Source organism: Undibacterium sp. SXout7W (genome assembly GCF_049339385.1).
Classification (GTDB): domain Bacteria; phylum Pseudomonadota; class Gammaproteobacteria; order Burkholderiales; family Burkholderiaceae_D; genus Undibacterium.
Map to the genome: position 1 here is coordinate 36,964 of NZ_JBMPPF010000009.1, position 21,390 is coordinate 58,353.

The 21,390-nt window shown below is 48.8% G+C and carries 17 protein-coding genes; 8 read left to right on the forward strand and 9 right to left on the reverse strand.

What is annotated here, in order from left to right; genetic code table 11:
• Positions 1–30: 30 nt before the first annotated feature.
• The 7 genes from ACO0LB_RS10375 to ACO0LB_RS10405 form a co-directional block, all read right to left on the reverse strand.
• Entirely contained in the window at positions 31–951 is a 921-nt protein-coding gene (locus ACO0LB_RS10375) for a Tim44 domain-containing protein (RefSeq protein ID WP_423049031.1), read from the reverse strand.
• A gap of 22 nt (positions 952–973) precedes the next feature.
• Positions 974–1,708 carry a bifunctional demethylmenaquinone methyltransferase/2-methoxy-6-polyprenyl-1,4-benzoquinol methylase UbiE gene (gene ubiE / locus ACO0LB_RS10380; RefSeq protein WP_423049032.1) on the reverse strand — a complete coding sequence of 245 codons (735 nt, stop codon included), beginning with the start codon at positions 1,706–1,708 and terminating at the stop codon, positions 974–976.
• 192 nt (positions 1,709–1,900) lie between these two features.
• Positions 1,901–2,320 (reverse strand): gamma-butyrobetaine hydroxylase-like domain-containing protein, encoded by a 420-nt coding sequence (locus ACO0LB_RS10385; protein WP_423049033.1) that lies wholly within the window; start codon positions 2,318–2,320, stop codon positions 1,901–1,903.
• Positions 2,321–2,329: 9 nt separating this feature from the next.
• The gene (locus ACO0LB_RS10390; RefSeq protein ID WP_423049135.1) at positions 2,330–2,770 is read right to left on the reverse strand and encodes an HIT family protein; all 441 of its coding nucleotides are present in this window, start codon (positions 2,768–2,770) and stop codon (positions 2,330–2,332) included.
• The gene (locus ACO0LB_RS10395) at positions 2,770–6,744 is read right to left on the reverse strand and encodes a DUF3683 domain-containing protein (RefSeq protein ID WP_423049034.1); all 3,975 of its coding nucleotides are present in this window, start codon (positions 6,742–6,744) and stop codon (positions 2,770–2,772) included. The genes ACO0LB_RS10390 and ACO0LB_RS10395 overlap by 1 nt, the downstream gene beginning before the upstream one ends.
• A 289-nt stretch (positions 6,745–7,033) precedes the next feature.
• Complete coding sequence (locus ACO0LB_RS10400) at positions 7,034–8,341, reverse strand: haloacid dehalogenase-like hydrolase (protein WP_423049035.1); 1,308 nt, start codon at positions 8,339–8,341, stop codon at positions 7,034–7,036.
• A gap of 283 nt (positions 8,342–8,624) precedes the next feature.
• Complete coding sequence (locus ACO0LB_RS10405; protein ID WP_423049036.1) at positions 8,625–9,116, reverse strand: YqaA family protein; 492 nt, start codon at positions 9,114–9,116, stop codon at positions 8,625–8,627.
• 93 nt (positions 9,117–9,209) lie between these two features.
• On the opposite strand from ACO0LB_RS10405, the gene ilvA reads away from it, so the two are divergent.
• The 8 genes from ilvA to rapZ all read left to right on the forward strand — a co-directional run bounded on the left by ilvA (position 9,210) and on the right by rapZ (position 17,948).
• The gene (gene ilvA / locus ACO0LB_RS10410; RefSeq protein WP_423049037.1) at positions 9,210–10,745 is read left to right on the forward strand and encodes a threonine ammonia-lyase, biosynthetic; all 1,536 of its coding nucleotides are present in this window, start codon (positions 9,210–9,212) and stop codon (positions 10,743–10,745) included.
• Between the two features lie 20 nt (positions 10,746–10,765).
• On the forward strand, positions 10,766–11,614 hold the full coding sequence (gene queF, locus ACO0LB_RS10415) for an NADPH-dependent 7-cyano-7-deazaguanine reductase QueF (protein WP_423049038.1): 849 nt from the start codon (positions 10,766–10,768) through the stop codon (positions 11,612–11,614).
• Positions 11,615–11,626: 12 nt separating this feature from the next.
• Entirely contained in the window at positions 11,627–11,770 is a 144-nt protein-coding gene (locus ACO0LB_RS10420; RefSeq protein ID WP_423049039.1) for a hypothetical protein, read from the forward strand.
• A gap of 304 nt (positions 11,771–12,074) precedes the next feature.
• Positions 12,075–12,617, forward strand: coding sequence for a hypothetical protein (locus ACO0LB_RS10425; RefSeq protein WP_423049040.1), 543 nt, complete (start codon positions 12,075–12,077; stop codon positions 12,615–12,617).
• Positions 12,618–12,829: 212 nt separating this feature from the next.
• Positions 12,830–15,547, forward strand: coding sequence for an EAL domain-containing protein (locus ACO0LB_RS10430; RefSeq protein ID WP_423049041.1), 2,718 nt, complete (start codon positions 12,830–12,832; stop codon positions 15,545–15,547).
• A 57-nt stretch (positions 15,548–15,604) separates the two neighbouring features.
• Positions 15,605–16,078, forward strand: coding sequence for a PTS sugar transporter subunit IIA (locus ACO0LB_RS10435; protein WP_423049042.1), 474 nt, complete (start codon positions 15,605–15,607; stop codon positions 16,076–16,078).
• A 51-nt stretch (positions 16,079–16,129) separates the two neighbouring features.
• Positions 16,130–17,071 (forward strand): HPr(Ser) kinase/phosphatase, encoded by a 942-nt coding sequence (hprK, locus tag ACO0LB_RS10440; protein ID WP_423049043.1) that lies wholly within the window; start codon positions 16,130–16,132, stop codon positions 17,069–17,071.
• Between the two features lies 1 nt (position 17,072).
• The gene (gene rapZ, locus ACO0LB_RS10445; RefSeq protein WP_423049044.1) at positions 17,073–17,948 is read left to right on the forward strand and encodes an RNase adapter RapZ; all 876 of its coding nucleotides are present in this window, start codon (positions 17,073–17,075) and stop codon (positions 17,946–17,948) included.
• A 300-nt stretch (positions 17,949–18,248) separates the two neighbouring features.
• On the opposite strand, the gene ACO0LB_RS10450 is transcribed toward rapZ, so the two are convergent.
• Positions 18,249–19,574: a membrane-targeted effector domain-containing toxin gene (locus ACO0LB_RS10450; protein WP_423049045.1), complete on the reverse strand. Its 1,326-nt coding sequence runs from the start codon at positions 19,572–19,574 to the stop codon at positions 18,249–18,251.
• Between the two features lie 252 nt (positions 19,575–19,826).
• Positions 19,827–21,122, reverse strand: coding sequence for a membrane-targeted effector domain-containing toxin (locus ACO0LB_RS10455; protein ID WP_423049046.1), 1,296 nt, complete (start codon positions 21,120–21,122; stop codon positions 19,827–19,829).
• Positions 21,123–21,390 lie beyond the last annotated feature (268 nt).

Sequence of the window (21,390 nt, forward strand, 5' to 3'; positions counted from 1 at the left end):
GCTTATTTCAATGAGGCGATTCGATCTGTATCAAAGTTGCTGAATACCAGCCAATACCCAACCACCCTGGCCGTTGACTGGCTTAGACAAATTCCAGACTTCAGCGAACGCTTCTGCCGGTGCATTTGGTGCTTCCTTGATCATGCCGGTAAATTTAACGCTGGCAAGATGATCATTACCCGTGTTTTCCAGTCCCAGCAATTCTGCATCAATCGACACCACATCGGTTACATTCGGTGTTGCTCCACGCTCCTGGATTTCCAGTTTCAGTTCAGCATACATTTCTGGTGTGGTGAACTCGCGCAGATCATTGATATCTGCCTTGTCACCAGCTGCCTGCAAACGGATAAAGTAGGTCTTGGCATTACGCAAAAAACCAGGTACGTCAAAGTCCGCTGGTACGCCCCACGGTGCAGCGTTGTTAGCAGCAGATGCTGCTGAACCATTGCTCTGAAACGCTTGCGGCTCAAGACGGGAACCTATTTCCGGCGTAGATGACGCAGGAACACCTGCATAGGCTGGCTGGGAAAATGCCGATGGAGCCGTGCTGCCACTATTACCTGTACGGCGGAACAAACGGATCAGGAAGAAAATAGCAAAACCGATCAAAGCGAATGTCAGCAAAGAACCCAGCATACTGGCAACAGCGCCGCCCAGACCGAAGTGTGACAAGGCTGCGCCAAGTAATGCGCCACCAATCAGACCGCCGACAATGCCTTTCCATGGGCTGGCTGGCTTAGGTGGAATCGCCGCTGCCGGAGCCGCCGCCGGAGCTGCTGGTCTGGCCTGATTCATGTTGCTCGTATTGGCTGGAGGAGTCGCCTGGCGTGACACGTTGCTGGACTGGCGGCCAATAGAACCACCGCCACCGAGTCGCTTCGCCTCAGCATCACCGATCGTGATTGATAAGGCGCTGACTACCATCATCATTGCCATGAGAAATTTTTTCATCAGTGGAACTCCTTCTTTTGTTTCAAAGTTTGATACCAGTGTGTAATGCGGCCACACCTGCCGTCAAATTGAAATACTGTACGCGATCCAAACCAGCTGCTTCCAGCATCGTTTTCAAGGTTTCCTGATCCGGATGCATGCGTATCGATTCTGCCAGATATTGATAACTTTCTGCATCTCCCGCAATTTTTTGCCCCATCCAGGGTAAAACTTTGAAGGAATATACATCATACGGTTTCTGCAATATTTCCGGCACCTTAGAAAATTCCAGCACCAGCAATTTTCCTCCGGGTTTCAGCACGCGTTGCATTTCTGCCAGCGCCTGATCTTTATGCGTCATATTACGCAAACCAAATGCGACAGTAACACGATCGAAATAGTTATCCTGAAACGGCAGTTTCTCTGCGTCACACAGTAAAGTGGGGGTAATCAGGCCTTTATTCAAGAGACGATCACGCCCCACTCTGAGCATGGATTCATTAATATCGGTATGCCAGACTTCGCCTGTCTTTCCTGCCTGTTTGACAAACTCCTTCGTCAAGTCGCCTGTTCCACCAGCGATATCCAGTACTTTAAAACCAGGGCGGACGCCAGCCTGGGCAATCGTAAAAATCTTCCAGATTCGATGCAAACCAGCAGACATCACGTCATTCATGACATCGTATTTGGCGGCAACTGAATGAAATACTTCAGCGACTTTATGAACTTTTTGGTCTTCTTCTACGGTGCGATAACCGAAATGGGTGGTGTTGCTCATATGCTTACCCTCAATATTGCGGAATGGATCTGCTGCGGATTGTAGCTTAAGTGATGGCAGATACTGCACATCACAGAAAAATTCTGGCTAAAAATCAATGGCAGCAGAGTATGCCCCCTCCTGATCATAAACAAACAGGGCGAATAACGATTCGCCCTGTTTGTTTATGATGTCGAACTGACCTATCCGGGTTTAATGATGATGTCCACAGGCTCCGCCTGATTTCGCCAGCATCGGTGCATCACGTCCGGTGTCTCCGGGATGGCCAGCTTGCTGCAACTTTGCCAGATAATCACCCCAGAGCACTTCCTGGTTGTCTCCCAGCCAGTACAAATATTCCCAGGTGAATATTCCAGAACTGTGTTCGTCGGAAAAAATCGGTTTCACGGCATAATTGCCGACAGGCTCAATACCGACCAGACCGACATCCCGTTTACCTGTTTGCAAAACCTCTTGCCCGGGGCCGTGGCCTTTTACTTCAGCAGAAGGTGAGTACACACGTAATAGCTCGAACGGCAAAGAAAACTGTCTGCCATCGTCAAAGGAAATCTCCAACAGTCGGGATTGTGTGCGTGCGTTCAGTGCCGTTGGTTGTGGTTTATTCGCGCTCATCGTTTCAGACTAAGAAAGCCGGGCTTGTATCGCCAGCCGTAATTGTGGAAGCAAAGCAACGCGCGTTGCATATTGAGTCAGACGCGCAGCTTCATCAGGAGTGGCAAGTGGCACCGCCCATATCGGATTGGGGAAATGCGTATCATCTGTATAACGAGGAATCAGATGCCAGTGGAGATGCGGAACCATATTACCAAAACTGGCAAGATTGATTTTATGCGGCTGCATCACATCACGTATTGCCAGCTCTACCTGCCAGACTACCTGCATCAGGCTGTCTCTGTCAGCAGCAGATAAATCCGTCATCTCTTTAACGTGGGCATTCCAGATGACCCGGCAAAAACCCGGATAGTTTGCATCATCTACCAAAATCACGCGCCACAACTCAGAGGCGACGATCACATCGCCTCTGCTGTTGTCGCATAATTCGCAAACAGATGCCGACTGCATCACACCAGAACCCGCTCGATACCGCCGTTATTGGCTTTGGCAACATAGTCCGGCAACCAGTTCTCACCCAGTACGTGCCTTGCCATTTCAATCACGATGTAATCAGCAGTGGTGCTACTGTCCTCGTTATAGCGCGTCAGCCCTTGCAAACAGGCAGGGCATGACGTCAAAATTTTGACATCCCCAGTAAATCCGTCTGCACGAAGTTTATCTGCCCCTTTGACCATTTCCTCTTCTTTACGGAAACGTATCTGCGTAGAAATATCAGGACGACTGACCGCCAGAGTCCCCGCTTCGCCGCAACAGCGATCATTTTTCTCGATTTTGACATGATCGCTCGTGGTAATCAGCGCATTCACAGTTTTCAGCGGATCCTGCAATTTCATCGGCGTATGGCAAGGGTCGTGGTACATGTAACGCGTGCCGCTGACACCTTCGAGTTTCATTCCTTTTTCCAGCAAATACTCATGAATGTCGACAATACGGCAACCCGGGAAAATTTTATCAAATTGATATGTCGCTAATTGATCGTAACAAGTACCGCAAGAAACAACGACTGTTTTGATATCCAGATAATTGAGCGTATTGGCCATGCGGTGAAACAGCACACGATTATCCGTAATCATCTTCTCAGCCTTGTCGTACTGACCAGCACTGCGTTGCGGATAACCGCAGCATAAGTAACCCGGCGGCAATACCGTCTGAACACCGGCGTTCCACAACATTGCCTGCGTTGCCAGCCCTACTTGCGAGAACAGCCGCTCCGAGCCACAACCTGGAAAGTAAAATACCGCTTCGGTGTCTGCTGTCGTTGTTTGTGGATTACGAATAATCGGTACGATCTTGTCATCTTCAATATCGAGCAAGGCTCGTGCCGTTTTCTTCGGTAAATTACCCGGCATTTTTTTATTGATGAAATGAATGACCTGCTCCTTGATCGCAGGTTTGCCAATCGATGCCGGAGGTGCCTTGGTTTGTTTTTTCGCCAGCTTATGCAAGATCGTGTTACCCAGTCGCTGTGCCGCAACGCCCCAGCCAAAAATCACCTGACGCGCGGCCTTGATGGTCGCCGGGTCTTTGGCATTCAGGAAAAACATGGCTGATGCGGTACCGGGATTGAACGACTTTTTATCCATTTTGCGCAACAGATTGCGCATATTCATCGATACATCGCCAAAATCAATATCAACCGGGCAAGGCGTCACGCACTTGTGACAGACGGTGCAATGATCTGCCACATCTTCGAATTCTTCCCAATGCTTGATCGAGATACCGCGACGGGTCTGCTCCTCATACAGGAAGGCTTCCACCAGCAACGACGTTGCGAGAATCTTGTTACGTGGCGAATACAGCAAATTGGCGCGTGGCACATGGGTCGCGCAAACAGGCTTGCACTTACCACAACGCAGACAGTCCTTCACGCTGTTAGCGATCGCGCCGATATCACTTTGCTGCATGATCAGGGATTCATGCCCCATCAGCCCGAACGATGGCGTGTAAGCGTTGCGCAGATCGGCGGCAAATTCCGGCAAATTCAGTAATTTACCTTTATTAAAACGACCTTCCGGATCAATCCTTTGTTTGTAATCACGGAACTCCTGAATTTCATCTTCAGTCAAAAATTCGAGTTTAGTGATACCAATACCGTGCTCGCCAGAAATCACGCCATTTAATGAGCGCGCCAACACCATGATACGGGCGACGGCATGATGCGCCACCTGCAACATGTCGTAGTCATCGGAATTCACTGGCAAGTTCGTATGCACGTTGCCGTCGCCAGCATGCATATGCAAGGCAACAAAGACACGGCTGCGCAAGACTTTTTTATGAATCGCCGTACATTCGTCCAGAATCAGTTTGAATGCGCTGCCTGTGAATATCTGACGCAGGTGAGCACGCAACTCCTGTTTCCAGGAAACACGTATTGTACGATCCTGAACAACGCTGAACACGCTGGCATCAGGCTGCCGCTGCAAACGTTCATCAAACACTGTGCTCAGTTTATCCAGTCCAAGAGCCAGCAATTCTTCTCTCGCTACCGACAACGGCTTATCCAGCTGTGTCAGCAAATATGTCCAGCGCGCATGCGTGTCTGCCAGCAAAGCTGTTGCCTGGGCAACACGGTCTTCGAGCAATTCATTAGCAGAAATATCATCGCCATCCGCATCTTCACTCTTACCGAGTGGCAGATTGCCTTTGGCAAAAAAATCCTGCAACTGCGCCAACATGGCTAATTTATTCTGTATCGATAACTCAATGTTGATGCGCTCGATACCATCCGTGTATTCGCCCATGCGATCCAGCGGAATCACGACGTCTTCATTGATCTTGAACGCATTCGTATGCTTGGAAATTGCCGCTGTTTTAGCGCGATCCAGCCAGAATTTTTTTCGCGCTTCGGGACTAACGGCAACAAAGCCTTCACCTACGCGCGTGTTTGCTAAACGAATGACTTCAGAGGCAGCTTGCGCCACTGCGTTTTCATCATCGCCAACGATATCACCGAATAAGGCCATTTTTGGCAAAATACCGCGTTTGGATTTGGTGGTATAGCCAACAGCGCGTAAATAGCGCTCATCCAGATGTTCCAGTCCCGCAAGGATAGCGCCACCCTTTTTGGTTTCGCTATCAAGGTAGTCCTTGATTTCCACAATGCTCGGAATCGCATCACGTGCCTGACCAAAAAATTCCAGGCAGACGGTACGCGTGTATTTCGGCATTTTGTGCAAAATCCAGCGTGCTGACGTAATCAGTCCATCGCAGCCTTCTTTTTGCACACCTGGCAAACCTGCCAGGAATTTATCCGTCACATCTTTGCCCAAGCCTTCTTTGCGGAAAACCCGGCCTTTGATGTCTAACTGCTCAGTCTTGAATGGCTGCTTCTCGCCCGGATGTGTCCATTCCAGTTTAAATTTAGCCACTTCAACATCATGGATCTTGCCCAGATTGTGTTCCAGACGCGTGACTTCCAGCCAGTCACCGTTAGGATCAACCATCTTCCACGAGGCCAGATTATCAAGCGCCGTTCCCCACAAGACCGCCTTCTTACCGCCCGCGTTCATCGCGACGTTACCGCCGACACAAGAAGCTTCTGCCGAAGTCGGATCAACAGCAAATACAAAACCCGCACGTTCGGCCGCATCTGAGACGCGTTTCGTCACCACACCGGCACCGGAGTAGATCACTGCATAATCGCGATCCACACCAGGCAAACGTGTCATTTCAACAGCGCCTAACTGCTCCAGTTTTTCGGTATTAATCACCGCAGACAAAGGCGTCAGGGGAATCGCACCACCGGTATAACCAGTGCCGCCTCCGCGTGGAATAATGGTCAGACCAAGTTCGAAGCAGGTTTTTACCAGCCCGGCCATTTCATCTTCGGTATCCGGCGTCAATACGACGAACGGATATTCAACGCGCCAGTCGGTGGCATCGGTTACATGAGAAACACGGCTCAGACCATCGAATTTAATATTATCTCTGGCGGTATGACGAGCGAGCAGACGACTGGCTTTTTTGCGCAGGTCGTACGTGTTACGGAATTCCTGAGAAAAATCAGCAACGGCCTTGCGGGCAGCCTGCACGAGTGTCTCAACGCTGTTGCTGCGTTCAGCATCATCGTCATTGGCGGTATTAAGGCGACGCTTTTCAACCTCGGCCAGCCTGTGATTCAATGCATCAATCAAAGCCTGACGACGTTTGGGATTATCCAGCATGTCGTCCTGTAAATACGGATTGCGCCGTACTACCCAGATATCACCCAACACTTCATACAACATGCGGGCGGAGCGACCGGTCTGGCGCTTGCCACGGAGCTTGTCAAGCAGAGCCCAGGCATCTTCGCCAAGTAAGCGGATCACAATTTCTCTATCCGAGAACGACGTGTAGTTGTACGGAATTTCCCGAACGCGGTTCGGTGCTGCACCTTGAGGCATATCTGCTAGCAAGGCCTGGATTTGGGCTGGAGCATTCATCTGAGACGTGGTTAGACGGATTTTTAAAGACTCATTTTAGCGTATTGCGATGCACCACGCTCCAACAGCCTTGAAGTTTGTATGGCTATCGTTGGCATTTGTAGCAATTTCCCAAACGTAATTTGGAACAAAGAGTCTTTTTCTGAGGTTTTATGCCGGTCGAAAAATAAAAGTTCACTGCGCTGCGCTAAAGAAAACGCCGATGATTGACACCGGCGTTTTTTAACAGGAGCACAGCGCTCTGAACAACCAGATTCAGGCGACAGCGGATCGCCTATTCATCAGGTTATTAACCCAGTAATGCAGGCGCTGTTTTTCCGTATTTCAGCGTTGTTTCGACTGGCAACCAATTACCTGTCGATTCCTGACGACCTTGCAAGGCAAAGCGTGGATGCGGATTCTGGATCGCGTCGGCAGCAGCTTTCGACAATTCGCCGATTTTGCCTTTTTTCAGGCGATTCACGATCAGGCCGACTTCCGTTTCCGGGAAGTCGCGCAGCATGTCGTAATCACCATCGCTGTCACCGGCAACAAATACAGGGCCATAACCTTTTTTCGCCACTAACTCTTTACGAATGACTTCGGATTTTCCAGGTCCCCAGTTCAGTGGCCAGTTTTTACGGTAAGCATTTTTAAATATCTCACCATCCCGCTCCAGACGCAAACCCAGTACATTTTCGCGCTTGACGTGATAACCGTACTTAGGATTAGTGGCAAATACGGCAACCACATCTTCCAAGGAAGCAGTGCTGACATACACATCAAAGCCGTTGTTGCGGAAGGTATCCATCAACGTCGCGATTTCGGTGCACAGACGGATGCCGTGGAAGTGCGCAGTCGTGATCACGCCTGCTTTGCCCGGCAAGCTGGATGGGCTGGTGTATTTGGTTTTAGTCAGTCCCATCCCCAGATTGGCGTCGTTGGAAGCCTCTGCCAGTTGGCTGACTTCACTCACGGTCATGTTGGCAAAGAAGTAAATCACCCACGGATAACCGACATTCACGCCGTGAGTGTCGTTCACTGCTTCGTATAGGAAATACAACTTGGCACGGAAATCCTGGAATTGCTCGGTTGCAATGATCTCTTCCAGACTGCGGCTACCCGCCAGCCCTTTGTAATTGGCATGCAGGAAAGCGTAGTCGCTATCCAGATCAGCGCAGATACTGTCGAGGTCAACAATCTTACCTGCAGCATTTTTGTAGTCAGGCGCAAAATTCCCTGCAGGTACATTCTGGCGAATAATTGCTGAGAATTCGGATGGTGTCAGTTTGAACGCCAACTGATTAATCTGATGCATCAGCAAGGCTTCTTCGCAATCATTCATGATGCTGGTGTTATCCCAGTCGAAGACAGCATAAGGACGGCGCTTGGCGCTATAAGACTTGCTGGATTGTCCGTGACGTGCAATCAGTTCAGCCACCAGTTGACGATTACGTGGCGACCACTTAGCGGCATCCAGCGTCACCGCCGACGCTGAGGAAGCTGAAGGTGCTGTGATGGCGGGCTTGGCAAGTGCGGGTAATGCCAGTGCGCTACCGGCAGCAGTCGCGATCATCCCCTGAAGGAAACCACGGCGTGGAGTATTGTTATTTTGCATTTGAATTATCCTCTGCTGAAGAAAAATAAAAACGGGTTACCTACTGCCACTCGGCATACCGGTACCCCGTGTATTTTTTCTGCATTCGCCTGACGATGTATCGTTTGCACATTATGTTGGCACATCGCATTCGAAGATCGAAGCGACGATCAGGCGAAAACAGTAATCGGCTGAGTATAAAGAGCAATTACTACAGGATAACGACAGGATCGATAGGGGAAAATGACGCAATCACCGTTCCACTCCCCAGCTATCAGCAACACATATCGGCAACAAAGCCGGTTCAGGCCAACAACGTGGCCAGGCGATGCCAGAAACCATCTGGCAATTTGAGTAATAACAAGCTGATGGTCAGATAACGCAGGAATTTACCAATCGCCATGTAATACACACTGGGCCAGAATGGTAATTTCAACCAACCTGCCAGCGTGCAAATAGGGTCGCCTATGACTGGAAGCCAGGACAGCAACATGGTTTTCGCACCAAACCGCTCCAGCCAGCGAAACCAGAAACTGCTGCGTTCATGATGAAAAGCGCGTTGAGCTGCATACCCCATCGCATAGTCCACAACACCGCCCAGGGTATTACCTAGCGTCGCCACCATCAGTACAGGCCAGAACAACTCCGGATTCGCCTTAATGACTGCAAATACCGCAGGTTCAGACCCCATGGGTATCAGCGTAGCAGAGATAAAACTGATCAGAAAAACCGAGGTCAAACCGACTTCCGGCACCGCTAATACGCTTAGCAGCCACTGCATTCCAGCTTCTATCATGGGTGTTCGGAGTCAGGTGAAAGGGCATACATTATAATAGAGACACTTTTGTATGATTGCGCCATCCCGTCTTTTAACCAACTTCTGAAGCTTATGAGCACCGATTATCTGAAAAAAATCCTGACTGCGCGCGTCTATGACGTTGCCTTTGAGACGCCACTGGAATTTGCGCCCAGCTTATCTGCGCGCATGGGTAACCGGATTCACTTTAAACGTGAAGATATGCAAAGCGTGTTCAGTTTCAAGCTACGCGGCGCGTATAACAAAATTGCGCATCTGACTCCGGAACAGTTAAAACGCGGCGTCATCTGCGCCTCGGCCGGCAATCACGCACAAGGTGTGGCGTTGAGCGCGGCTCGCGTGGGCTGCAAGGCAGTGATTGTGATGCCAACAACTACGCCACCGGTCAAAATCGATGCCGTCCGTTCTTTCGGTGGTGATAACGTCGAGATTGTATTGTCCGGTGATTCATACACCGACGCCTACAACTACTCACTTGAACTGGAAAAAAAGCGCAAGCTGACCTTTGTGCATCCCTTTGATGACCCCTATGTCATTGCCGGTCAGGGCACGATAGGCATGGAAATCCTGCGCCAGCACTCAGATCCGATTCACGCGATTTTTGTTGCTATTGGCGGCGGTGGACTGATTGCAGGCGTGGCAACCTACGTCAAAGCCATTCGTCCCGATATCAAAATTATCGGTGTGCAAACCACCGATTCAGACGCCATGGCACGCAGCCTGAAAGCTGGCAAGCGTGTTGCATTGCCGGATGTAGGCTTGTTCTCTGATGGCACCGCAGTCAAGTTGGTTGGTGAAGAAACCTTCCGCCTGGCAAAAATGTATGTCGATGAAATTATCACTGTCGATACTGATGCCGTGTGCGCTGCCATTAAGGATGTGTTTCAGGATACCCGCAGCATTCTGGAGCCTGCTGGCGCGCTGGCGATTGCCGGCTGCAAAGCCTACATAGAAAGAGCAAAAGCCAATAAAAAGCCATTGAAAAATGAGTCACTGGTGACGATTGCCTGCGGTGCCAACATGAACTTCGACCGACTGCGTTTTGTGGCAGAACGCGCTGAAGTCGGTGAAGCGCGGGAAGCCGTTTTTGCGGTGACTATTCCTGAAGAGCGTGGCAGTTTCCGGAACTTCTGTGAACTTGTCGGCGAACGTAATGTCACAGAATTTAATTACCGTATCAGCGACGAAAAGGCGGCGCATATTTTTGTCGGCATTCAAGTCAGCAACCGTGACGAATCAGGCAAAATCGCCAAGAATTTTGAAAAACATGGTTTCCCTACCCTTGATCTCACACATGACGAGCTGGCGAAGCTGCATATCCGCCATCTGGTCGGCGGAAAAAGCTCGCTGGCAGATAACGAATTACTGTATCGCTTTGAATTTCCAGAACGCCCGGGCGCGCTGATGCGTTTCCTTAACAGCATGGCGCCAAACTGGAATATCAGTCTGTTCCACTACCGCAATCATGGTGCCGACTACGGCAGAACGTTAGTTGGCTTGCAAGTGCCGAAAAAAGAAATGAAAGCCTTCCGCGAGTTTTTATCCACACTCGGCTATCGCTATTGGGATGAAAGCAAAAATCCTGTATATCAATTATTTTTGGGCTGAATCGGCTCGGTGTGACAGCAATGAATGAATTTACTTCGACGAATTTGCCCGAACAATCTCTGCTCGGCAAAACCACGTCTTACAAGGCAGAATATGACGCAACGCTATTGTTTCCGATTCCCCGCGCAGGTAAGCGTGAGGAAATCGGCATCAGTAACACATTGCCTTTTTTTGGTGTCGATATCTGGAATGCTTACGAAGTATCGTGGCTGAACCTGCGCGGAAAACCACAAGTAGCGATCGCCACAGTGACCGCGCCGGCAGATTCACCCAATATCGTAGAATCAAAGTCGTTCAAGCTGTATCTAAACTCCTTCAACCAAACGCGTTTGGCGGGGCCAGAAGCATTGATCAGCTTGCTGCAGACTGATTTATCAGCAGGTTTCGGTGCGCCTGTTTACGTGAGCCTGACCATGCAGGATCAGTTCACACAGTTGCGGATGCAAGAGCTTGACGGTGTGCTGCTGGACAGGCTTGATATCGACGTAGAGTCTTACACTCCGGATCCTGCATTACTACATGCAGATCACGAGGCGGCGCCGGTAGAAGAGACACTGGTTTCTCACCTGCTCAAATCAAATTGTCTGGTTACGGGTCAACCCGATTGGGGCAGTGTGCAAATTCGTTATGTCGGTGCGGCGATCGATCAGGAAGCATTACTGCGTTATCTGATCGGTTTTCGCAACCACAATGAATTTCATGAGCAATGCGTTGAACGGATTTTTGTCGATATCATGCAGCAATGCAAACCGCAGAAACTCTCGGTGTATGCACGCTACACACGGCGCGGTGGACTCGATATCAATCCTTGGCGCAGTAATTTTTCTACTGGCCAAAAACCGGATAATGCGCGGAATGCAAGACAATAGCCGCAGAACCACATGACCGGTTATTCGCAGGTGCTGATAAGCGTTTCAGATGTTGCCGATGTCAGCCCGGATCATAGCAGTGGCGCCAAAGAGATTCATCAGCAGCAACAGGGTCAGGCAGAACAGCTTTACAGGATTGGCGCAAAACAGCCCTAGCAGCGTGATCGCGGCTTGTTGTAGAAATTGGCACTACCTCGCCATGGTCTAGCCGGAGTTTGAGATAGCTTGAGACAACAAGCTGCCTGCTGGCGAGATGAACATCACTTGCAAGTGATGTTTTCAAAACACAGGAAACTTGTCTGGCCTTGCCGGGTAATGTTGCGCTGTGTTCTGTTCTGCTGCGTCGTGTTGAGTCGTGTTGCGACGAACCTATTTTATTTACTCTCTTTTATACTTATCATTTTTTCACTCTTTTATCATGTCGAAATTTAAGTCTTTTTTCCAGCGAGGATGCTTGGTTTTGTCCATTCTCGTCAGCAGTGCTGCCTGTCAGGCAGAAAGTATTTCCAGCGATGCTGCGGAACTCTGGGATAGCGCAAAAGCCAAAACCATGAACATTCTTGATAACGGTGAATTATCGCTGATGTTATCGGGTTATGCCCATCACGGTCGCGGTACCTATACAGCAGAACGGATCGCTGAACTGAACGAAAAAGCATGGGGACTGGGCTTTGCTAAAACTATCCGCAATGCCAAAGATAATGAAGAATTATTGTATGGCATGATCATTTCCGACTCGCATTTCAAACCACAACCAATGGCTGGATATGCCTATCAATGGATGAAGCCGCTGGGTGCCAATATTGAAGTCGGTGCAGGATTAACTGGCCTGTTGATCAGCCGCACCGATTACTTTTCAGGCTTCCCTTTTCCTGCTGTATTGCCCGTCGCATCGATTGGCACCCGCAGCAGCAAACTGATGGCAGCGTATGTCCCTCGTTTTTCCAAGAACAAAGGGAATGGCGATGTCATGCTGCTATTTGTCCGTTTTGATTTGAACTGACTTGATTCAACTGATCAGTCGAGCATTCACTCAGGAAAATCTGGACTAGCGTGCGGACATTGCACTGCACCAATCATCATTCCGGATTTTCACTCTGTGACTGACATTCCAGAGGCCATACTCTGAAAATCCACTCCAACACATTTCTGCATTGTCGTCAGAGGGCGCTTGAGGTAAAGTAAGTGATTCAACTATCTCTTTAGATTGTCGTCGTGATATCGTCCATTCAGCTTTCGAGTACCAGCATACAGGAACGCGGAGTCAGTCCAGACTGGCATTCAGCATTGCTGAAACAGCATCCCGACGCTATTTATGTCCTCACAGAAGATATGGTCAGCTATGTCAATACGGCTGGACTGGAGTTACTCAAAGCTTCCGCGGAACATCAGGTCATTGGCCTGAAACCGGAAGCTTTTTTACATGGTGCGCAACAAGAAACTGCCCGCACGTTCCTGCAAAAATTACGACTGGAGAGTAACCAGGGAACGCATCAGTGCCAGTGTATACGGCTCGATGGCACGATACTCGACATTGACATCCGGGCAGCACAGCTCGTACATGAAGGGCAAACGGCAACGCTATTAACGCTCAGAAAACGTACATTTACACCTCGCTTACCTGGGACATTACCGGTACTGTCGCTGGTAGAACAAGGCTTTTACAAGCCAAACCGGGTGCACGAAGCGATTCATCACGAGAAAGAAATTCTCGAAATGATCGCACTCGATAAACCCCTGACGCATATTCTTGAAGACGTATGCGACCGCATGGAACGCCTGCTGGATAATGGCGGTTTATGCGGCATCACACTATATGATGCCGCCACAGAACAACTGACACTGAGTGCAGCGCCCTCGCTCCCGGAAGAATTCTGCCTGCTACTGAATCATCTGGAACCTGGCATGGGGACAGGTTCTGCTGCGGCCGCCATTCATCTGAACCGACTGACGATCATTGATGATATCGAACGCAGTACCATGCTTGGCGCTATGCAAGCATCTGCCTTGTCATTTGGATTACGTGCCTGCTGGTCATTGCCGATCACAACGGCATTCAATCAGGTACTGGGTACGGTCGACGTGTATTACCGCCGGACGCATACGCCCAGCGAAGATGAACAAGCCATGATGATGGATGCCAGCGGTCTGATCGCGCTGGCCATCGATAAAAAGAACATGGAGCAAAAACTGGAGGAAAGCGAAGAACGCTATCGCTCCGTCGTCACCAATCTGACTGAAGGCATCATGGTGATCGGTCCAGCAGGGCAAATTCTGACCAGCAATCCCAGTGGGCAACGCATCTTAAAAATTCTGGATATCACGAAAGTTGGTCGTCGACATCGCTATTTCAAAAAACTTTTAAAAGAAGATGGCGAAGCGATGAAACTTGGTGATGATCCGGCATCCGTTGTTTTTCGCACCAACAAACCCATCTTGAATCTTTCAACAGGTGTTGAATTAAAAGATGGTTCTATCGTCTGGTTACTGCTCAATGCATTGCCTATTTGCAAAAAAAACAGTTCCACTGTCTCAGCCGTACTGATTTCATTTACTGACACGACTGAAGTACGCGATACACAGCGCCAACTCAGTTACATGGCATCGTATGATGCGCTGACAGGTCTGCCAAACAGGCATCAGCTCAATCAGCGTCTGCACAAAGCACTCTCCAGCGCACAACGTCACCACGACCGGGTTGCCGTTCTGTTTCTTGACCTCGACCGCTTTAAAAATGTTAACGATACCGCCGGTCATGCCGCTGGCGACACGCTGCTGCGCAATGTGTCATCGCGTCTGAGTTCATGCATACGCACGACGGATATGCTGGCGCGTCTGGGCGGTGATGAATTCGTGATTGTGGTCGAAGATTTTGATGATGCGGTACACCTGAAAGAACTGGCAGAAAGAGTGCTGGTCTGTATGCGTGAACCGTTTGTCATTGAGGGCAATGAATACCATCTCGGCACCTCGATTGGCGTCAGTGTTTTTCCGCACGATGCCTCAGACGCGCCGACGCTGTTGCGCTGTGCGGATTCTGCGATGTACTACGCCAAAGAATCCGGCCGTAATAACTATCAGTTTTTCACCACAGAGCTGAACGTACGGGCGCAGCACCGCTACGCTTTGGAAACCAATTTGCGACGTGCGCTGAGCGAGCAGGAATTTTTGGTCTATTACCAGCCAAAAATCTGCCTCAGTACATCGCGCATCGTTGGTGCAGAAGCGCTGATACGTTGGCAAATGCCGGATGTGGGTCTGGTATCGCCAAATGAATTCATCTCCATATCAGAAGAAATCGGCCTGATTCTGCCTATCGGTCGCTGGGTTCTACAACAAGCTTGTAGACAAACTCAGCTCTGGCGTGAAAGTTTTGCGCCAGATCTGGTCATCAGCGTCAATATTTCACCGAAACAATTTCAGGATCCGGGTCTTTGTAAGTTTATTGAGCAGCAACTGATTGAAACAGGACTGGCCCCATCGGCACTGCAACTTGAAATTACCGAAGGGCTGCTCATGGGCGATATGGATATGTTGCTGCCAGTATTTGCTGCGATTAAACGACTGGGCGTCAGCATTTCACTGGATGATTTTGGGACGGGATTTTCGTCTTTATCCTATCTGCAACGCTTCCCGATTGATAACCTGAAAATTGATCGCTCATTCATTCAGAAAATCCCGGCCAACCAGGATTCTGTCGTGCTGACGCATGCCATTATTGCGATGGCTAGTGCGCTGGGTATGAGTGTGACTGCTGAAGGCGTAGAAAATGTTGAGCAAATGTTCTTCCTTGCAGACTCTGGCTGCCAGGAAATGCAGGGTTTTTATTTTAGTCAACCTTTGTCTGCAACTCAGTTCGAAAATTTACTGAAGAACAACAGTCCATCAAAGCTGGCAGATGAAATACACAGTTACACAAAAAGAAGCCTATAATTTGGCAAATATCCCTATTGTGCGCCGCACCATTTCGCTGTAAGACGATCTTGCATCATGACGAACATTGCAAAAATACTGCCTCTCGCCAACGTACTTCTGGATCTCGAAATTTCCAGTAAAAAAAGAGCATTTGAACAGGCGGGTCTCCTATTTGAGAATAATTGCAGCATTGCCCGCTCTACGGTATCTGAAAATCTGTTTGCCCGCGAAAGACTGGGGTCAACAGGATTAGGACATGGTGTTGCCATTCCACATGGTCGCATCAAAGGCCTGAAAGCACCGATTGCTGCCCTGGTCAGACTCAAGGAAGCTATTCCCTTTGAATCGCCCGATGGCCAGCCCGTCAGTCTGCTGATCTTTTTGCTGATGCCAGATAACGTGACACAACAGCATCTGGAAATTCTGTCTGAAATTGCAGAAATGCTGTCCAACGAACAGTTCCGGAATGAATTAAATTCTGAAGCCAGTGCCGCTATCGTATTCGAAAAAATTCTTGCCTGGCGCCCGCATCTGCCGTCGGAGTCCTGATTCTCTGCGTCGCTGTCGTTATTGTTATCGTCTGATTTTTACCTGATCACTATGCCCTTACTGACCGAACTCACGATACAAAGAATTTACGACGACAATCGCGACATTATGCAATTGGGCTGGTTTGCCGGTTTTTCCGGTGCGGACAAGCAAATTACGGGTGACGCTGCGTCGTCCGCTGATCAGGTTGGTCATTTGAATCTGATTCACCCCGGCCGGATACAAATACTCGGTCATCAGGAACTCGAATATTACAATCGCCTGTCCGCCGCCTCACGCGCCAATCTGATGCGCGAACTGGTGGCCGGCGCACCACCGGCGCTGATTGTGGCGCAAGGACTGGATTCTCCGCCAGCGTTTCTGACCACCTGTGACGATAACAATATTCCGCTGTTTTCCACACCGTATCCAGCGGCACAAGTCATTGATTATCTGCGTGTTTATTTGTCAAAAAAGCTGGCACAAAGTATTACCATGCATGGCGTGTTTATGGACGTGCTGGGTGTGGGTGTACTCATCACCGGTGAATCTGGCCTGGGCAAAAGTGAACTCGGTCTGGAATTGATTTCACGTAGTCATGGACTGGTGGCCGATGATGCGGTCGAATTCTCGCGCATCGCGCCCAACATGATAGAAGGTCGCTGTCCGGAACTGCTGCAAAACCTGCTGGAAGTACGCGGGCTGGGCCTGCTTGATATCAAGACCATCTTTGGCGAAACCGCCGTTCGTCGCAAAATGCGCCTGAAGCTGATTGTGCATCTGGTGCGCCGTAGTACGCTGGAAGAAAATTACGAACGTCTGCCCATTGATTCCCAATCAGAAGAAGTCCTGGGATTACCAATACGCAAGGTCGTGATACCGGTCGCCGCCGGACGCAATATCGCGGTGTTGCTGGAAGCAGCGGTGCGCAATACGATTCTGCAACTGCGCGGCATCAACACGCTGGAAGATTTTATGGAAAGACAGCGGCGCGCGATGGAAAGCGGAGATTAACATGCAGATTCTGCTGATTTCCGGTATTTCAGGTTCGGGCAAATCAGTCGCCCTGAATGTCATCGAAGATGCAGGATATTACTGCGTCGACAATCTTCCCCCTAGTTTGCTGCCGCAACTGGTCAATACATTGATGGAGGAAAACATTCCCTCCGTGGCAATTGCCATTGATTCCCGCAGCGCACATCTGCTGACTGGCCTGCCTGAAACCATACAAGCCCTGCGCCAGGCGCAGCACGATGTCAAAATTTTGTTTCTGACTGCCAGTACCGAATCGCTGGTCGCCCGCTTTTCAGAAACCCGGCGCAGCCACCCTTTATCTCACCGACTCCAGCAAGACGAGCAATGTCAGCCAAACCAGCAGAACAACCTGAGCCTGACAGAATGCATAGAAGAAGAACGCGAAATTCTGGCTGCCATACAACCACTTGCTCATGTAATTGATACCAGCGATCTCAGCGCCAATAAGTTACGTGCCTGGGTCAAGGATGTGATTGCAATTGTGCATGTACCTCTGACGCTGATGTTTGAATCATTTGCATTCAAGCGCGGCGTGCCGTTGGATGCTGACTTTGTATTTGATGTACGAATGCTGCCGAACCCACATTACGATCCGGCGATGCGTGCGCTCACAGGGCGGGATCAGCCAGTGATCGACTACCTGAGTGAGCAGGCAATGGTCAGCGACATGTTTGAGGATATTCGCCAGTTTTTATCCAAATGGCTGCCCGCGTTCAAACGGGACAACCGCAGTTATCTGACGGTGGCAGTCGGCTGCACCGGTGGTCAGCATCGCTCTGTGTACATGGTCGAACAACTCGCCGCGCATTTCAGGCAACATGAGCGGGTTCTGGTACGCCATCGCCGTCTGGACTGACTATATACTCCCCCCAGATATTTATAACTGCGCCTTGCCAATTCAAGTAAAAAACCCATTTTAAAATTGAATTATGGGGGAGTATATTACCGACCTACTGACAAATGCGTCCCCCTTGATCAATGATTCATGATCCACAATCACCAGAACGACTGATGACGATTTCCGCAATCATCCATCGTGCCTACCTCTAATTGGGCATGACAGAGAAGCAGCAAACTCTGGATGAACAATTTACCGCTTCTCATCAATCCACAAACCGATCTTTGTTTCTATGATTTGTACGGCATGTACAGATCATCATTCCGGCTCAATCGCTATGTCAACGCGATTAATTGCACCAGAAAATTGATCACCAAAATAATTTTCCACATTCGTTCTGACTGGTGGGTTAGACGGATTCTCCTTTTTATCGCTGAGTGCAACAGACAGCGTACCCGTCAACTCTGCCACTCCTGGGACACCCTTATTAGTATTGACATGTGCATTTCCTACAAAGGCAATCCATTTTCCATCGTTTTCGCGGTTTTTAATTTTTTCTGCTGCCAGATAATTCATCACCTCCAGGCGCGTCTTTGATTCTTCTTTCGCGGCTTCTGAGTCATCATCAGTTCCACTATAAACACCGTAGCTGACACGACAATCGATTGGTACGATCTTAAGTCCAGCTTCTTTTACCGCTTCAACCAGGGTAAGAAAGTTGTATTGTTTGTCCCAGCATCCGTGTCCATTTTTTTGCTTTTCGAGATATTGATGTAATTTGTCTGGCATTGCACTGCCCGGCGCGGATCCGAGATACTGATCAAGATCATCCTGATGATCATCCGATAAAACATGCTCTAAAAATAGCGTTTGCACGCCACTATTTTTTAATGTTTGCAAATTATCGATCACGAACTGCTTGCTGGAAGCATCTGAATGGAATTCACCAATAACGATCCCCTCATACTCTTCCAAAACGGTTTTAATGACTGTTTGGTGAGATGCATCTTTTGCTAATTCTGGAATAGGTCGCGGCGGAAAGGAATTGTGTGCTGTCAGATACGTTTTAGCGTCTTGCTTTAATCGCGCCTCATATTCTGCATACTGACCATCTACATATAAACCCACCTTGCTCGGGAAAATCATCACTTCATCACTACCTTTTAGTTTTTGAATGCCAGAGTCACTTAACACCACATCCCTAGTTGAATCTTCTCCTGCTGCTGTAGCAAACAAGTAATCCTTGCCAAATGCCAATCCCTTACTTTCAAGAAATTCAATCTCCTTCTGTTCAGAATTCGGTTCGTCAATACTCTGAATATAGATACTATAGGGATGTGTAACATCATAATTTGATCGCAATTCTTGCCGTCTGAGTGCCTTCGCTAACACCTCCGGATCAAGAGGAGGGGAAGCTGGAGGGCTTGTTGAATGATCTTGCAGGCTATTTTCACGGTTATGGGAAAGCCTTCTTAAGAGCGCATCTGCCGTTGGGGAAGGGAAGCGCACGGCACTTAACTTGCTATCACTTGACTGACCTCCTGCCGGAGCCATAGCGGGAGTGCGCGACGTCTGTACGTTCGGTTCGATAACATCAACGCTGCTTTGCGAACGACAAAACATAAAAATATTAGATGGACTCATTGTTCATCACTTTCATAGCCAATTCGATAATTTGATGTATTGCTTTGATAGCCAGCATTTTCAGGCACTGACACAAGCAGGATTTTGTGGAATAAGGGGTAAGATACAGAGCTAAGTGCTCTATATTGCATCAACCGATGAGATGCCTCTTACGCCTGCTAATGTAGGTGGTGAGGATAAAAGAATAGTTCCATCCTCCCGAATGATGTGGAATCAGCTACGGCTCTGAGCCTGTCGGCAGCTTTGTTTATTTCAGACTCGTGATTGCGGCTCGATTACTATATCGACATGCTTAATTTTATCGGCATAGTTTTTCACATTTGTTCTTACTGATGGATTTGACGGGTTTTCCTTTGTATCACTGACCACAACAGACAATGTGTCAGTCAACTCCGCCACTCCAGGAACATCCATATGGGTATTGGCATGTGCGCTCCCTACAAAGGCAATCCATTTACCGTCATTTTCTCGGTTTTTAATTTTTTCTACCGCCAGATAATTCATTACTTCAATACGCGACCTGGTGTCCTCCGTCACTACATAAGCCCCGCTTTCATAAGCAAAATAGCTTGCATAACAATCTATTGGGACAATCTTGAGTCCTGCTTCTTTTGCTGCTTCAACCAAAGTGAAAAAATTGTATTGCTCGCCATTGCACAGATGTCCGCGATTTTGATCTTCAAGATAGTGACGTAATTTATCTGGCATTGCGCTCCCTGATTCAAAACCCAAATATTGTTCCAATGCATCCCGATGCATATCCGACAAAAGATGTTCCAAAAACAGCGTCTGTACACCGCGATCTTTTAACGTTTGCAGATTGTCAATCACAAACTGCTTGCTGGTCGCATGCTGATGACCTTCACCAATAACAATGCCTTCATACTTTTCCAAAACGGTTTTGATGACTGTTTCATGCGAAGCATCGTTGGCCAACTCTGGAATGGGGCGATCTGGAAAAGAATGATGCTGTAACATGTACTGCGCAGCATTCCCTTTCAAGCGTTCTATACATGCATCAAGGTCACTTGAATTATCGAATTTAAAGGTTCTTTCGCGTAAAACTGCTCTAACAGAGTGCTTCACAATAACAGTCTGAAACCCGAATAAGGGGTCAGTAGAAAAAGAATAATCTCTGCCCAACACTAAACCTTTTTCAGAAAAAAAATCCTGTGCTTGTTGTTTAAATTCAGATTCATTTTGATCATTAAATCGAAGCGAAAAAGGAGAGATCGTTAAGGGATATTCAGTCTCATAATTTGATCGCAGCTCTTCCCGTCTGCGTGTTTTCGCTTCCATCTGCGCTTCCGGATTTGCAGCATTGGAAGTCGGAGAGCTTGTTGAATGCTCTTGCAAACTATTTGTCCGGGAACGGGAAATCATTCTTCCAACTGCAACCGCAGTTGGAGAAGAAGGACGTGAGGTATTCAGTTGCTGAACCCGAGCATGACCTACTGCTGGAGCAGTAGCGGGAGTGCGCGGCATCTGGGTGTTATCGACATTCCCTTGAGGATGCATGGGTGTGGTAAGAGCATTCAGTGGTTTCATTCTTCATCACTTTCATAATCAATTCAGCAATTTGATGTCTTGCTTGATAATGTATTGCTTGATGGTCAGCACATTCAATGCACTGACGCAAGCGGGATTTTATGGAGTAAGGTACAGAGCTGATTGCTCTGACGTTGCATCAGCCGATGAATAGCTCTTACGCCTGTCCTTATGGGTGGCGAGGATGGAAGAATAGTTCCATCCTCAGGATGATCTGGAATGGGATGTGATCTTAGAACGCATTTCATCAATAGGGTGAGTGCGAACA